This is a genomic window from Agrobacterium vitis (genome assembly GCF_037039395.1).
GTDB lineage: Bacteria > Pseudomonadota > Alphaproteobacteria > Rhizobiales > Rhizobiaceae > Allorhizobium > Allorhizobium vitis_E.
Genome location: NZ_CP146242.1, coordinates 2,057,908 through 2,073,388 on the forward strand (window position 1 = coordinate 2,057,908; position 15,481 = coordinate 2,073,388).

Sequence of the window (15,481 nt, forward strand, 5' to 3'; positions counted from 1 at the left end):
AGACCATGTCTCTGATCCATGAAATTGATTACGGCACTCCGGCTTCCTCATCCACCGAAACTGTGACGCTGACCATTGATGGCCGCGAGGTGACGGTGGCAGCGGGCACGTCGATCATGCGGGCTTCGATGGAGGCCGGTATTCAGGTGCCGAAGCTGTGCGCCACCGATATGGTGGATGCCTTCGGTTCCTGTCGGCTCTGTCTGGTGGAGGTCGAGGGCCGCAATGGCACTCCGGCCTCCTGCACCACGCCCTGCGCGCCCGGCATCGTCGTTCACACCCAGACGGAACGGCTTAAAGCCATCCGTAAGGGGGTGATGGAGCTTTACATCTCCGATCATCCGCTGGACTGCTTGACCTGTGCCGCCAATGGTGATTGCGAATTGCAGGACATGGCCGGTGCTGTTGGCCTGCGGGATGTGCGCTATGGCTACGAGGGTGATAATCACGTCAGGACAAGGGCCGGTGACGGGTTGAATGCCCGCTACATGCCGAAGGACGAAAGCAATCCCTATTTTACCTATGATCCCTCCAAATGCATCGTCTGCTCACGGTGTGTGCGGGCCTGCGAGGAAGTGCAAGGTACGTTTGCGCTGACCATCGAGGGGCGTGGCTTCGACAGCCGGGTCTCGCCGGGCGCCCATGAGGCGTTTCTGGAATCGGAATGTGTGTCCTGCGGGGCCTGCGTGCAGGCCTGTCCGACCGCGACGCTGACGGAAAAGTCTGTCATCGCCATTGGCCAGCCGGAGCATTCACTGGTGACGACCTGCGCCTATTGCGGCGTTGGCTGCTCCTTCAAGGCGGAAATGCGCGGCGAAGAACTGGTGCGCATGGTGCCGTGGAAAGACGGCAAGGCCAATCGCGGCCATTCCTGCGTCAAGGGCCGGTTTGCCTATGGCTATGCCAGCCACAAGGATCGCATTCTGAACCCGATGGTCCGTGAAAAAATTACCGATCCCTGGCGGGAAGTGAGTTGGGAGGAGGCTTTTGCCCATGTGGCCTCCGAATTCAAGCGGCTGCAATATCAATATGGTCGCGATTCCATCGGCGGTATTACCTCCTCGCGCTGCACCAATGAAGAAACCTATCTGGTGCAGAAGCTGATCCGGGCTGGCTTTGGCAATAACAATGTCGATACCTGCGCCCGCGTCTGCCATTCGCCGACCGGTTATGGTCTCGGCCAGGCCTTCGGTACGTCGGCGGGTACGCAGGATTTCGACAGTGTCGAGCATTCCGATGTGGTGCTTGTCATCGGCGCCAATCCGACCGATGGTCATCCGGTGTTTGGGTCGCGGCTGAAGAAGCGGCTGCGGAAGGGCGCGAAACTGATCGTTATCGATCCGCGCCGCATCGATCTGGTCAAGACACCGCATGTCGAGGCGGCTTTCCATCTGCCGCTGAACCCCGGCACCAATGTTGCGGTGCTGACGGCGCTGGCGCATGTAATCGTCACCGAAGGTCTGGCCAACGAGGCCTTTATTCGTGAGCGCTGCGACTGGTCGGAGTTTGAGGATTGGGCGGCTTTTGTGGCCGAATCTCAGCACAGCCCGGAAGCAACCGAGATGTTTACCGGTGTGCCTGCCGCCGATCTGCGTGGCGCGGCAAGGCTTTATGCTACCGGCGGCAATGGCGCGATCTATTACGGGCTCGGCGTGACCGAACATAGCCAGGGCTCGACCACGGTCATGGCGATTGCCAATCTGGCCATGGCGACCGGCAATATCGGTCGTCCGGGGGTCGGGGTAAACCCGCTGCGTGGGCAGAATAATGTGCAGGGGTCCTGCGACATGGGGTCTTTCCCCCATGAGCTGCCGGGCTATCGGCATATTTCGGACGATGCCACCCGCGAGACCTTCGAGAAACTCTGGGGTGTGACGCTGAACAACGAGCCGGGCCTGCGTATTCCCAATATGCTGGATGCGGCGGTGGAAGGAACGTTCAAGGGTCTTTATGTCCAGGGCGAGGATATTCTGCAATCCGACCCGGATACCAAGCATGTTTCGGCGGGTCTGGCGGCGATGGAATGCGTGGTGGTCCACGATCTGTTTTTGAATGAGACCGCCAATTACGCCCATGTCTTCCTGCCGGGCTCGACCTTCCTGGAAAAGGACGGCACGTTCACCAATGCCGAGCGACGCATCAACCGGGTGCGCAAGGTGATGAGCCCGAAGAACGGCTATAGCGATTGGGAAGTGACCCAGAAAATGGCCCAGGCCATGGGTCTAGGCTGGAATTACAGCCATCCGTCCGAGATCATGGCGGAAATCGCCGCGACGACGCCAAGCTTCGCCGGTGTTTCCTATGAGATGCTGGAGAAAAAGGGGTCGGTGCAATGGCCGTGCAATGAAAAGCACCCAGAAGGTTCGCCGATCATGCATGTCGATGGCTTCGTGCGCGGCAAGGGTAAGTTTATCCGCACCGAATATGTGGCGACGGACGAGCGCACCGGCCCGCGCTTCCCGCTCTTGCTGACCACCGGGCGTATTCTGTCGCAGTATAATGTCGGCGCGCAGACGCGGCGCACCGAAAATACCGTCTGGCATGGAGAAGACCGGCTGGAAATCCATCCGCATGATGCCGAGCAGCGCGGTATCAAGGAAGGAGACTGGATCAAGCTGGCCAGCCGCTCCGGCGACACGACGCTGCGGGCGCTGATTACCGACCGGGTGGCGCCGGGCGTGGTCTATACCACCTTCCATCACCCGGATACGCAGGCCAATGTCATCACGACAGATTATTCCGATTGGGCGACCAATTGCCCGGAATATAAGGTGACAGCAGTGCAGGTTTCGCCCTCGAACGGGCCGACCGAATGGCAGCGGGATTACGAGGAACTGTCGCGCCAGTCCCGCCGGATTTCCGGCAAGCTGGAAGCGGCGGAATAGGATGGCGGTCAGGGAGGATAGCGGGGAAGAGGGTTTTGCCGTCATGACGGAGATGAAAACCACTTGCCTCGTGCCGCAGATGCAGCATCGCCAAGGGGTTACCAAGGAGGCGCACCGGATCGTGCCGGAAGAAGTGCCGGTGGCCTTTTCCTATGGCGGCTCTACCCATGCGGTGATGATGGCGACACCGGCTGATCTGGAGGATTTTGCGCTGGGCTTTTCGCTGGCCGAGGGCATCATTACCCGGCTGGAGGAGGTTCTGGTCATCGAACCGATCGAGGCGGCAAGCGGCATCGATGTGCAGGTGACTTTGGTTGATACAACAGCGGAAGCCCTGACGACCCGTCGTCGCCGCATGGCGGGGCCGGTCGGCTGCGGTCTCTGCGGGATCGAGTCAATCGAACAGGCCAGCCGGGATGTCCCGCAGGTCGATGGCGGATTGACGCTGACACCGGCGGATATCCGTGAGGCTGTCGATGCGCTCAGCCGGGCGCAGGCGCTCAACCGGCAAACCCATGCGGTGCATGGGGCTGGTTTCTTCATTCCCGGTGAAGGCCTGTTGGCGATCCGGGAAGATGTGGGGCGTCACAATGCCCTTGATAAATTGGTCGGTGCGGTGTTGAAGGCCGGACGCCGAGGCGAAGACGGCGTGGTGGTTGTCACCAGCCGGTTGTCGGTCGAGATGGTGCAGAAGGCGGCTATGCTGGGCGCACCGATCCTGTTGGCGATTTCCGCTCCAACCGCGCTTGCAATTCGCACGGCGCAGGCGGCGGGCATGACCCTGATCGGTATTGCCCGTGGCGATGATTTTGAAGTCTTTACCCGTCCTGACCGCATAGTATCCGGGGTTTCCGCCGATGTCGCATGACCATATTGCTGAAAAACTGATCCGCATGGCAAATCAGATTGCCCAGTTCTTCAACACGCAGCCGGAGCATGAGCGGGTGCAGGGCGTGGCGACCCATATCAACAAGTTCTGGGAACCGCGCATGCGCCGCCAGTTCTTCGAGATGATTGATGCGGGCCAGGATGGATTTGATCCGCTGGTGATCGAGGCGGCGAAGTTGATTAAACGTCCGGTGGATAATAGTGCCGAGGCCTTTGGCATGGCGGGGCAGAGGACAGTCTGAAGGGCGGGCGACAGCTGAGTATGGCGCCGGATATTATAAAGATTTGAATAGGTTGAGGAGGCCGGTTATCGGACCTTTCGACACATGCGCTCTGTGCGATGGCAGCGATGACGCTGCGCGATGCAGAGAGTGAGGGGAACAGACCAGGCATGCTGATGCACTGGTTTTTGTTTGAGCAACGACTTCTCCAAATGCGGCTGGGGCCTCCGTTTGGATAGAAGCACGAGGAGGGATATTTATGGCAGTTACGAATGCGCCGGGGACAGCGCTGTCATCATCTGCCGGTTTGCTTGATCGGGAACGGATCATTGCAAAACCGGGTTTCAATCGCTGGCTGGTGCCGCCAGCAGCGCTTGCCATTCATCTTTGCATTGGCATGGCCTATGGTTTTAGCGTCTTCTGGCTGCCGCTCAGCAAGGCATTGGGCACCGCCGCGCCAGCAAGCTGTGCTGGTTTGTCACTTGTCGGCGCGCTGTTCACCACCGAGTGCAATTGGCGTGTCGCCGACCTCGGCTGGATCTACACTCTATTCTTCGTCCTGCTCGGCTGTTCCGCAGCGCTTTGGGGTGGGTGGCTGGAGCGGGTTGGCCCGCGCCGTGCCGGGTTTGTTTCGGCCTGCTGCTGGTGCGGCGGGATTCTGGTCGCGGCGCTGGGGGTTTTCACCCATCAACTGTGGCTGATGTGGATTGGCGCGGGCGTGATCGGCGGCATCGGGCTTGGCCTCGGCTATATCTCACCCGTTTCGACGCTGATCAAATGGTTTCCCGACCGGCGCGGCATGGCGACCGGCATGGCAATCATGGGCTTTGGCGGCGGGGCGATGATCGGTGCACCGCTCGCCAACCTGCTGATGGGCGTGTTCCGCTCCGATGCCGGGCCTGGCGTCTGGCAGACTTTCGTGGTCATGGCTGCCATCTATTTCGTCTTCATGATGGGCGGCGCTTTCGGTTACCGCATTCCGCCAGCAGGCTGGCGCCCAGAAGGTTGGACCCCGCCTGTTGCCAAGAGCAGCATGATTACCCATCGCCACGTGCATCTGCGTGATGCACACAAAACCCCGCAATTCTGGCTGATCTGGGCCGTGCTCTGCCTAAATGTCTCCGCGGGTATCGGGGTGATCGGCATGGCCTCGCCCATGCTTCAGGAAATTTTTGCCGGTGCGCTGATCGGTTTGCCGGACCTGACATTCTCGCAATTGGACACCGCGCAAAAGGCGCAGATCGCCGCCATCGCTGCCGGATTTACCGGATTGTTGTCGCTGTTCAACATTGGCGGGCGGTTTTTCTGGGCGTCGATGTCGGATAAGATCGGGCGCAAGAACACCTATTATTGCTTCTTCCTGCTCGGCATCCTGCTGTATGCGATGGCACCGACTTTGGCGGGCCTGGGCTCCAAGGCCCTGTTCGTTCTGGCCTTTGGCGTTATCCTGTCAATGTATGGCGGCGGCTTTGCCACCATTCCGGCCTATCTCGCCGATATTTTCGGAACGCAATTCGTGGGCGCCATTCATGGCCGGTTGCTGACCGCCTGGGCAACGGCGGGCATCGTCGGTCCTGTCGTGGTCAACTATATCCGCGAAGCCCAGATTGCTGCCGGGATTTCTCCCGGTCCAGCGCTTTACACCGGAACGATGTATATCCTGGCCGGCATGCTGGCGCTCGGTCTTGTCGCCAATGCCCTGATCCGTCCATTGCCGGAGAAATGGTTCATGTCGGATGACGAGGTTGCCGCTCTTCAGGCAAAGACTGCCGCCGCCAGTGCTGGCCCGACCGGCTCCTTCGGCATTGGCAAAGGCGGTTTCGACGCCAAGGCGGCGCTTGCCTGGGCCGTTGTCTGCATTCCCTTGCTCTGGGGCGTCTGGGTCACTCTGCGCAGCACGCTGGTGCTGTTTGGCTGACCAACCTTGCCATGCGGCCCTGCTCAGGCAGGGCGGCATTTCGCATGACAAAACAAAAGTACCAAAACAAAAAAAGCGGCCCGGTGAGGCCGCTTTCGATGCTACAGCGCCGTGCGTTTTATAAAACGCACGGCGCTGTAAGCTTTTGTTTACGCATCGGATTTATCCGAAAACCGGTTCCCACTTTTCGGTCCGATGCTCTATCGGTTTTTAAAGATCAGGCGGCCAGTTCTTCCAGCTCGCTGCCCTTGAACATCTTGGAAAGGTTCAGAAAGCAGATCATACCGTTTTCATTGGCGATGATGCCTTCGGAAAACGTCTTGTCGAAAGAGGCCGAAACTTCTGGCACCGGCTGAACCTGGCTGGAAGGAATGGTCAGGATGTCGGATACCCGGTCCACCAGCATGCCGATGACCATATTGTGCACTTCGGCGACGACAATGGCGGAGCGCTCATTGGCAACCGTGCTCTTCATGCCGAGCTTGTAGGCGAGATCGATGATCGGAATGACCGAACCGCGCAGGTTCATCACACCGATCACATCGGCCGGTGCATGCGGAATGGGTGTGGAAGGTGCCCAGCCGCGGATTTCGCGGATTGTGGTGGTCTTGACGCAGAACTCCTGATCATGCAGGCGAAACGCGATGATTTCGAGGTTTTCACCGCCGAAGCTGGTAGGGGTAATAGGTGTTGCCATGATATCCGTCCCGCCTGTCTTTCGCCCTCCGCTTCCTGTAAACAGGTTACCCGCCGGGGCTGTATTGCGATCATTAGTCTGGTGTTTCGTCCATGCGATGCGTAGCGATTGCCGCTACGCCGCATATTTGTCATGGCTCATCCTAGCGGAAGAATGTTTCTCAAATCTAAATTGTTCGAGCAGGTTGCGCAGGTTTTCGGTTTGCTGGGCGAGACCATGGCTCGCCGCCGAGCTTTCTTCCACCATGGCGGCATTCTGCTGGGTATTCTGGTCCATGGTGTTGACCGCCTTGTTGATTTCGGCAAGGCCTGTTGCCTGTTCCCGAGAGGCTTCGACAATGGCGCCGATATTGCGGTTGACCTCCTGAACTTCGGTCAGGATCGTCGTTAGCGCCTTGCCGGTTTCACCCACCAGCGACACGCCGGTTTCGACCTGGCTGGTCGACGTGGTAATCAGCAGCTTGATTTCCTTGGCGGCCTTGGCAGAGCGTTGCGCCAGTTCGCGCACTTCCTGGGCAACGACGGCAAAGCCTTTGCCTGCCTCGCCCGCGCGTGCGGCTTCAACCCCGGCATTCAGCGCCAGAAGGTTGGTCTGGAAGGCGATATCGTCAATCACGCCAATGATGTTTGAAATCTCGTTGGAGGAGTTTTCAATCTGGCCCATGGCGTCAATGGCATTGCGAACCACCTGGCTGGAGGCTTCGGCCTGGGCCTTGGTGCGAGCAACGAGATTGGCGGCTTCCGCTGCCCGTTTTGCGCTGTCGGTGACCGTTTGGGTCACTTCCTCAAGGGCTGCGGCGGTTTCCTCGACAGAGGCAGCCTGCTGCTCGGTGCGGCGGGAGAGATCGTCAGAGGCGGATTTGATCTGGTTTGTTCCGGCGGCGATTGCATTGGCGTTCATGGCCACCGTTCGCATCGCAGTCGTCAGCTTTTCCATGGCATTGTTCAGGTCCAGCCGGATCTGGTCGAGGCCTGAAACAAAAGGCCGCTCCAGCGTCACCGTCAGGTCGCCATCCGAAAGAGCCTGCAAAGCGTGCCCGATTTCCTGCACGCACCGCACCCGGTCGGTGACATCGGTGGCGAATTTCACCACCTTGATCACTTTGCCATCGGCATCGAAGATCGGGTTATAGGAGGCTTGAATCCATGCCACCTTGCCACCTTTGCCGATACGCTTGAACTCCTCTGCGATGTACTCGCCATTGCTGAGTTTTTCCCAGAACAATTTGTAGTCGCGGCTCGCTGTATAGGAGGGTTCACAGAACATCGAATGGTGTTTGCCCTGGATTTCCGCCCAGCTATATCCCAGCACCGTCAGGAAGTTTTCGTTGGCCGAAAGAATGTTGCCGGTCTTGGTAAATTCAATGACGGCCTGGACGCGGGAGATCGCGGCCATCTTGCCTCGGTCTTCAAGGGTCTGCAATTGCGCGGCGGTGACATCGTTTGCGATCTTGACCACCTTGTAGGGCTTGCCCCTGGAATTGCAGACAGGATTATAGGAGCCGTTGATCCAGACTTCCTGACCTGCCTTGTTGATCCGCTTGAAGGTGGCCGTTTCCGATTGCCCGCCTGACAGCTTTTTCCAGAATGCCTTGTATTGCTCCGAGGATACATAGGAAGGATCACAAAACAGCGCGTGCTTGCGCCCTTTGAGTTCCTCGGGCCGATACCCCATCAACCGACAGAACACGTCGTTGGCGGTGATAATCGTGCCTTCGAGATCGAACTCGATGACGGCCTGCGATTTTGCAAGCGCCGACAGAATGTTTTCTGCATCTGAACCGAAACCCAGCATCATTCTTCCTCTGTGCCCTGTAGCGCGCGTATCCTGTTGGGGCATGCCCTGATAACGCCGTAGCGCTTGTATTTCTCGAACCATACCAAGGCTCGAAGATGTGAATCACATCCTCGCCTTGTGGAATTGCAAGTTGAATACGAAAATCATTTTCAATGACTGTTCGTATCATTCTTCAGTGTGATCGATTTTTTAGATCCAAGGGCCTATGCATAACGCCGAACCGTATTGGCTCGTGTGACGTCAAGTAAGGAGAGCAATCTCACATGCTTTGTTGTGTGATCGATGGCCTTGCCTTGGCTTAACCCCTATATTCATACAGTTATTTTATTAAAAAATAGCTATTCAAGCTTTCCTTTGAATAGCGTCGATACCTCTGGTCTTTTAGGGCCGTTAAGGACACTGGACGTCTGGTGCTTCTCAAGCTGAATTTTACCGACAATTCGCTGTACAATTTCTTAAGTCCTCGCCGGATTTAACGAGAAAACGATCCAGAGCGTAAAAAATATTTAGTCGAGATTTATGCCTGCGATAAAGCGCTGGCGATCCACGGTTTTGTTTTTCCAAAATTCCTTGATTCTAAATCGATTAGGAAATTATGAATTAAATTCAGGATGTTAAGCATCGCGTTCTTATGAGGATACGATGCCATACAGCGAGTAGATCGCGTCTTGAACCTGTCGGAGACGTTTTGAGTCTGACGGTCTCTAGTATTCCTTCTCATAGAACACGCCGCCTCCGCTCGATCCACTGGCGCCTGCCTCACCTTTCAGCTTGAAGCCACGGCCGACATCCAGGTTGATCACGGCCTTGCTGCCGGTGCTGCCCTGCTGGAATTCGAGATAGGTTTTGTCGTTCAGATATTTTCCGGCACTGAACTGGGTATTGCCCTTGGAATCGGTGCTGATGTCGAGATCGTCGACGCCAACGGCGCTGCGAAGACTGTTGAACAGCGATGTCGAATTGCCACCGCCCAACTGACCGACGGCATCCGCCAATTGAGCAATTTGCAGCGGCGACAGTTTCGCCATCGACTGGCCGAAAATAAGCTGGGCCAGCACCTCGTCCTGCGGCAGGGCGGGCGCGGAAGAAAAGCTGATATCCGGGTCGGTCGCCACGCCGGACACCTTGGCTGTCAGCGTTGTACTGCCTGATGTGCTGGTAGTCTCGAAGTCGACGACCGGGATAAGGCCACCGCTAAAGGTGATTTTGCCTGAGCTGAAATCCAGCCGCTTGGTGAGAATGACCATTCGGCCTCGACGCATGGTGAAGCCGCCCGAGACTTGCGGTGCTGCGATACTGCCCTTGATAGTCACGGTGCCGCCCAATTCGGCGTCGATCCCGCGTCCCCGCACGAAGATCTGCGAGGGCGCCGCGATTTGCAGGTCGAGCAGAACTGGCGAATTGCTGCCATCACTTGGTTTTTCCGGATTGAGGATTTCGGTCTGGCGGCGCACGTCAGCCGGAGCGTTCTTGTGCTTGATGTCGAGCTGGGCAATCGATCCCGGCAGCCGGGACGGAATGGTGATCGAGGTCTTGTCCAGCGTCAGCTTGCCGGACAGGGTCGGTCCATCCATCAACGGGCCTTTGAACCCCAAAGTGCCGTTGACGGTGGCAGCGACCAGCGTACCATCGACGTAGACGGCGTTGTCGAGCTTGATTGTAAGATCGCTTGGAAATCCCTGACCTTTCAGGTCGATCGTGCCGGTCGCCGATACCCTGCCTCCGGCGGAAATCCTGCCGGTGGCGGAGTTGATGCGGGCCTGATCGCCGGTCAAGGCAATATTCACCGCCAATTGCTCAAGAGCGATATTGTGCTTCACATCGATCAGTCGTGCCTTGGCCGTGGTGACGGAGCCGGATAAAGCCGGGGAAGACAGGGTGCCGCCAATGCGAATATCGCCATTGGCCGTGCCTTCCGCTGTCAATCCTTGCTTGGTCAACAGGCCCTGCAAGGCGCTGAGCGGCAGATTGGCCTTGAACGCCATATTGATGGGCTTGTCGCCGGTCAGGGTCAGCGAGCCGCCGCCCGTGACATTCAGGCCGCCGCCACCGGTCACGCGGCTATCTACTGACAGGCGATTGTCCGTAAAGGTGCCGGACGCTGCAATCGCCAGAGGCGGCAGGCCAGCAGCCTGCATCTGCGTGACACTGGCATCGTCGAGGCGCAGGTCATAAGCGATCTTCGGGGCGGAGGTGCTGCCGGTGGCGGTGATCTTGCCGGATAGTGTGCCGGTCGCGCCCAGATTGGCAGACACTGTATTGGCAAGCGAGGCGGGGAGCGCGTTGATCTGCGCTGTCACATCCAGAACCGTGCCTGCCTTGCCGGCGACCGTGATTGTGCCAATGCCAGCCTTGATGGTGAGCGTGTCGATTGTCGCCGTGCCATTTTCCACTGTGATATCAGTGGGCCGGGCCAGCGTCACCGGGATACCGCGTGGGCTGGCGGCAAAATTCTGAAGGGCAATGCCGATGCTATTGCCATCCTGCTGCACCAGCGCTTTTCCGGTCAAAGGTGCATTGTCGTATCGGCCCGAAAGGTCGATATCGGTGCGGGTTCCTCTCCGGTCGAACTGAAGCGCCAACTGTTCCACGAGGGCAGAGCCGGTGGAGATCCGGTCCGCCTTCACCATGCCCTGCAAGGCCAGCGACTGGAGGTCGTTGGTGGTCACATCGACCGAGGGCTGGGCGATTGTTGTCGTGCCCTGGCGCATGGCAGTGCCGTTGGCCTTGATCCGGGCGGCAATCTTGCCATTGGCCTCGTCCAGCCTGATGGAGCCTTTCAGGTCGCCCGATGCGGTCTGTCCACCAAGGGCTGCCAGCAGGCCGAGATCGGGAAAGTCAAAATCGACAGAGCCGCTGGGAAGGTGGGCACGGGAAAAGTTCAACGCGCCGTTCAAGCTGTTATCACCCACCGTCAAGCTCAGATCCGGCAGAGCGATGACGCCGTCTTTGGAGGTGAGGTTGAGGTTGGAACGCACCGGCTTGCCATCCAGCGCGCCTTGCGCGGTCAGCGTCGCAGAAGGCGCGCCGCGTGTCAGGTCGGCTTTCGCCGCCATGGAAAAGTCGGTGAGGGCGCGGCCAGCAAGCTTTGCGGCATCGATGGTGATCTTGCCATCGGCCCGCAACGCATTGATCGGGCCATCGGCCTGGAGCTCGAAGGCTGCTTTGCCCGATGCATTGGCCTGCAAGATGCTGAGATCAGTGACCGTTCCCGACAAAGTGGCGGCGAGCTGCTGCCTGGCAAAAGACAGCTTGCCCGAGGCGTTCAGCAGTCGTGTTTCCAACGCAAAACCGGGAATGACAATTCCATCCCCTGCGGAATAGCGTGCCTCGCCGGAAAGCTTCACCATATTGGTTTGCTCGGTGCCACCAGGCGTTCCCACCAGCTTTTCCGTAACGGCCTGTGGCAGGGCTTCCGGCCGGGCGAACAGTGAATACTCCGCCTCCACGGCCTTGCTGGCGAGGGTATAGGCCGCTGTTACGCTGCCGCCAAGCGCGGGGCTTTCGATGGTGAGCGGTTGAGCGACAATCTGCTGAGGGCTGACCGCTATCGGTGCCTTGAGGGTCAGCGGCGCTTTTATGGCACGCGCCAGCGTCGGGTCTGTCAGTTGCACCTGCTGCACGGTCAGTGTGGTGTCGATGCTGCCGGAACGGGTGGACAGATTAAAAGCCGGGGCGCTTGCCGTCAGGGCAATGCCGCCAAACGTGCCCTGCGGCAGTGTCAGGCTCTCCAGCGACGCGGTCGTTTCAAGCTTTGCAGCTTCGGCAGCCCCGGTCAGGCTGAATGTCAGGCGGGAGACGTGTGCGACAAGGGTGCCGTCGTCCAGCGGCCAACGGATCGCGGCCGGGCCATTCTTGCCGGTCAGTGTGGCGTGAAGGGAATTTTCGCCTTTCGGCGTATAGGTGCCGCTTGCGGCAAGCGACAGGCTGCCGGTCTCGACGCTGCCTTTTTCCACGCTCAGGGCGCCGTCATCGGAAAGACGCGCAGCAATGTCGATCATCGTCTTGCCGGCAAACAGGTCGCGAAGATTGGCGGGCAACAGGCTATCGAAGGCACCGGCGCCATTGATAGCCACATGCCGACCGTCCGCGGCCAGTCTATGGGTGGTGGTTATATCCAATCGTGGTGTACCGTCGAGCGTTGCCGTCAGCGAGCCCTTCCAGTCGTTGATCGGACCGCCGCCCTTCACCGTGATCGCAAGCGCCGGATCATCCGGCAATTGCAGCAGGTTGGCGAGGATTCCGCCCTTCGGCTCCTTCAGGGTGGCATTGACGTCCAGCCGGTTCTGCTGCGGCGCATAGGCGAGCTGGGCCGACAGGTTTGCCTGCGGCAGATCTGCACGGCTCACCGTCAGCTGCGAGGTGATGGCTTGCGGGTTTGCCTCACTGCCTCTCTGGGCCTCGACATTGCCGTCCAAAGCCAGTTTGGCTGCGGTGCCGAGCAGCGGTTGTTCCAGCCGGATTTCCGGCACGGACACCCGCTCGATACGGATATCCACCGGCAGGCTGAAGCCATTGCTGCTGGAGGTTTCTGTCGTGGTCTCCACGGTCGGCAAGGGCTTGCGGGCCAGGGTCAGGGAGGCGGCCTTGATCTGCGAGGCCTCGAAACGGCGTGACATCAGCGCCAGCGGCGACCAGTCGATGGAGAGATCCTGAATGCGGCCATAAGCACCGTTCGCGTCGGAAACGGTGATTGTGTCCACCCGCAAATGCCCGTCCAGCAGGCCGCTGATCCCGTCCACGGCGATGATCCGATTTGGCTTCGACACCAGTGAGGCGACGAAATCGCCGATGAAGCGGCTGCCAAACTGCGTCGTGCCGATCAGCGTCAGCGCCACGACCAGCATCGCGGCCAGCACCAGCAAACCATAGGCGAGGATGCGGCCAAGGCCTGAGAATAGGGTTTTAAGTGCGCTCACTGTCTACTACGACCTTCTTCTGTCCCGAAAGGCTGCTTCTTCGTCAGAAACTTTGTCCAATACCGACATATATGCCGTATTTGTCGCCGTCGGGATAGGGATTGAGCGGCACGGCCACATCCAGGCGGATCGGGCCGAACGGCGTCGCATAGCGCAGGCCGATGCCCGCGCCTGCCTTGATATCTGAGAAATCGGGCACATGCCCACTGGACACGGTGCCGACATCAAAGAACGGCACCAGGCCGATCGTCTCGGTTATGCCGATCCGTGTTTCCAGTGAGGCGGTCATGTAGGAAAGCCCGCCGGTTGCGTCATCAGCGCTGTTTCTGGGCGAAATGCTCTGGTATCCATAGCCGCGCACCGAGCCGCCGCCGCCAGCGAAGAACCGTCTGGTTGCCGGAATATCGGCAAGACTGCCGGTGCCGAACAGGGTGCCCACCGCCAGTTTGCCCGCCAGCACCACCCGGTCTTCCGCGCCAAGCCCGTAATAGCCGGAAATCGACCCTTCGAAATTGGAAAACACCGTACTGCCGAGGAATTCATAGCTCGGTGCTGCGCTGAGCGTGGCGCGGTAGCCGGTGGTCGGATTCATCTTGTTGTCGCGGGTATCGCGCACGTAATCGAGAGGCACGGAAAAGGTCAGATAATCGTTTCGGCCAAAGGCATCATCGATCCGGGCATATTCCAGCGCGGTTGCTGCCGAGACCGTGTCGTAATCATTCAATTCGTAGGCATAGCCCAGCTTGCCGGTGATGGTGTCGGCATCATAGGAATCGGTGCTGAGGGTTGCCGCCTTGACCGAGGTTTCCAATGTGCCGGATGGCAGCAGAAAACCCGGTTTGGTAAAAGTGATGCCAGCGGAATAATCGAAATCCGTTGCATCGGTTTTCTCGCCGATGCCGCTGACCGTGCCTTCGATCCGCAGGGATTCGGCCTGGCCAAACAGGTTGCGGTGGCCCCAATAGCCCTGCAAACCGGCGCCGTCGATGGTGTCATAGGTTGCTCCGGCCCCGAAATAGCGGAACTTGCCTTCCGAGACGGTGATATTGAGCGGAATGGCGCCCTGCGAGTTGAGTTTATCGGCTTGGGTGACGGTCACGCTGGAGAAGACGTTGAGCTTGCGCAAGCGGTCGGATGCCTTGCGCAGATCTTCCGGCGAATAGGGTTGACCGGCATTCAGCCTTGAATATTTCTGCACGAAACCGGGATCGACGGCCTTGGTGCCGGAAACTGCAACCGGACCCAGCGGCGCGACCGGCCCTGCGGCGACACCGATGGTCACATCCACCCGATCACTTTGATGGTCCGCGACCACCTGCCGCTCGGAAATGCGGGCGAGAGGGCGGCTTTGCGCCTTCAGATCATCGGCCATCTTGTTGGCGGCCTTGATAATCGCCAGGGAGCCGGCGGGTTTGCCCGTCACGAGATCATAGGCCGCTGGGTCAAGCTTTGCGGCATCGCCGGTCAGCGTTACCTTGCCGAGCGTAAAGACCGGGCCGGGCTCGACCTCTATTTTGACCGGCACGGGTTTCGTGCGGGGAAATTCGGGATTGGGGGGCAGGCTATCCAGGGGCGTGCCATTGACCTTTATGGTAATGACGCCGCCATAATAGGAGTGTTCGTAAAGTGTCGCCAGCAGCCGTTCCCGGTCCTCGCGGGCCTTTATGACCACGCCAAGATCGCCGGAGACCGGCTTGTCCTTCTCCTGGATCAGCTGGGAGCTTTGCTCCAGCGCATCTTTCAGGTCGCCGGAAGCATCTTTCGCATCGCGATTGCCGGAAGCTTCTTTCGACTGGAGATCGACAGAATAACGCACGGGATCGACGACATCCGTTTTGCCTTCATCGCGGCCCCACAGGGTTATCCCGAAAATCTTGAAGGCATAGGCGTCAACAGGAAACGACAAGGCTGCCGCACCCACGACGACACATGCCAGAGCGGTGCCTGACTTCCGAAACGCTTTACTGACATTCGGCAATGTCACCCTACTCGGTTTAAACAGTGTCTGAAGCCCTCAATCTGGCCGGAGCAAAACCATCCCGCACCCCTTGCTCCGAAATCGCTATTCCCATCCGCGATTATAGCCGGAACAGTTCATCGGTGAACTTTTCCGGTCGTGTATGGCCACCGCCGGATCGGGCCGAAAACGGCTCGAT

General features: G+C 58.9%; 8 protein-coding genes. 4 read left to right on the forward strand and 4 right to left on the reverse strand.

Annotated elements, in window-relative coordinates; genetic code table 11:
* Positions 1–5 precede the first annotated feature (5 nt).
* From fdhF to V6582_RS12230, 4 genes are all read left to right on the forward strand, one after another.
* The gene (gene fdhF / locus V6582_RS12215) at positions 6–2,885 is read left to right on the forward strand and encodes a formate dehydrogenase subunit alpha (protein WP_156632488.1); all 2,880 of its coding nucleotides are present in this window, start codon (positions 6–8) and stop codon (positions 2,883–2,885) included.
* A 43-nt stretch (positions 2,886–2,928) separates the two neighbouring features.
* Positions 2,929–3,753, forward strand: coding sequence for a formate dehydrogenase accessory sulfurtransferase FdhD (gene fdhD / locus V6582_RS12220; protein ID WP_156632489.1), 825 nt, complete (start codon positions 2,929–2,931; stop codon positions 3,751–3,753).
* On the forward strand, positions 3,743–4,015 hold the full coding sequence (locus V6582_RS12225; RefSeq protein WP_156632490.1) for a formate dehydrogenase subunit delta: 273 nt from the start codon (positions 3,743–3,745) through the stop codon (positions 4,013–4,015). Before fdhD ends, V6582_RS12225 begins: the two co-directional genes overlap by 11 nt.
* Positions 4,016–4,253: 238 nt before the next feature.
* Positions 4,254–5,912, forward strand: a complete 1,659-nt coding sequence (locus V6582_RS12230; protein WP_156632491.1) for an OFA family MFS transporter — start codon at positions 4,254–4,256, stop codon at positions 5,910–5,912.
* Between the two features lie 217 nt (positions 5,913–6,129).
* Here V6582_RS12230 and V6582_RS12235 read toward each other — a convergent pair whose 3' ends face one another.
* The 4 genes from V6582_RS12235 to V6582_RS12250 form a co-directional block, all read right to left on the reverse strand.
* Complete coding sequence (locus V6582_RS12235) at positions 6,130–6,609, reverse strand: chemotaxis protein CheW (protein WP_015917370.1); 480 nt, start codon at positions 6,607–6,609, stop codon at positions 6,130–6,132.
* 114 nt (positions 6,610–6,723) lie between these two features.
* Complete coding sequence (locus V6582_RS12240) at positions 6,724–8,403, reverse strand: methyl-accepting chemotaxis protein (RefSeq protein ID WP_234889723.1); 1,680 nt, start codon at positions 8,401–8,403, stop codon at positions 6,724–6,726.
* Between the two features lie 707 nt (positions 8,404–9,110).
* Positions 9,111–13,325 (reverse strand): translocation/assembly module TamB domain-containing protein, encoded by a 4,215-nt coding sequence (locus V6582_RS12245; RefSeq protein WP_156632493.1) that lies wholly within the window; start codon positions 13,323–13,325, stop codon positions 9,111–9,113.
* Between the two features lie 43 nt (positions 13,326–13,368).
* Positions 13,369–15,309 carry an autotransporter assembly complex protein TamA gene (locus V6582_RS12250; RefSeq protein WP_420360197.1) on the reverse strand — a complete coding sequence of 647 codons (1,941 nt, stop codon included), beginning with the start codon at positions 15,307–15,309 and terminating at the stop codon, positions 13,369–13,371.
* Positions 15,310–15,481: the final 172 nt, after the last annotated feature.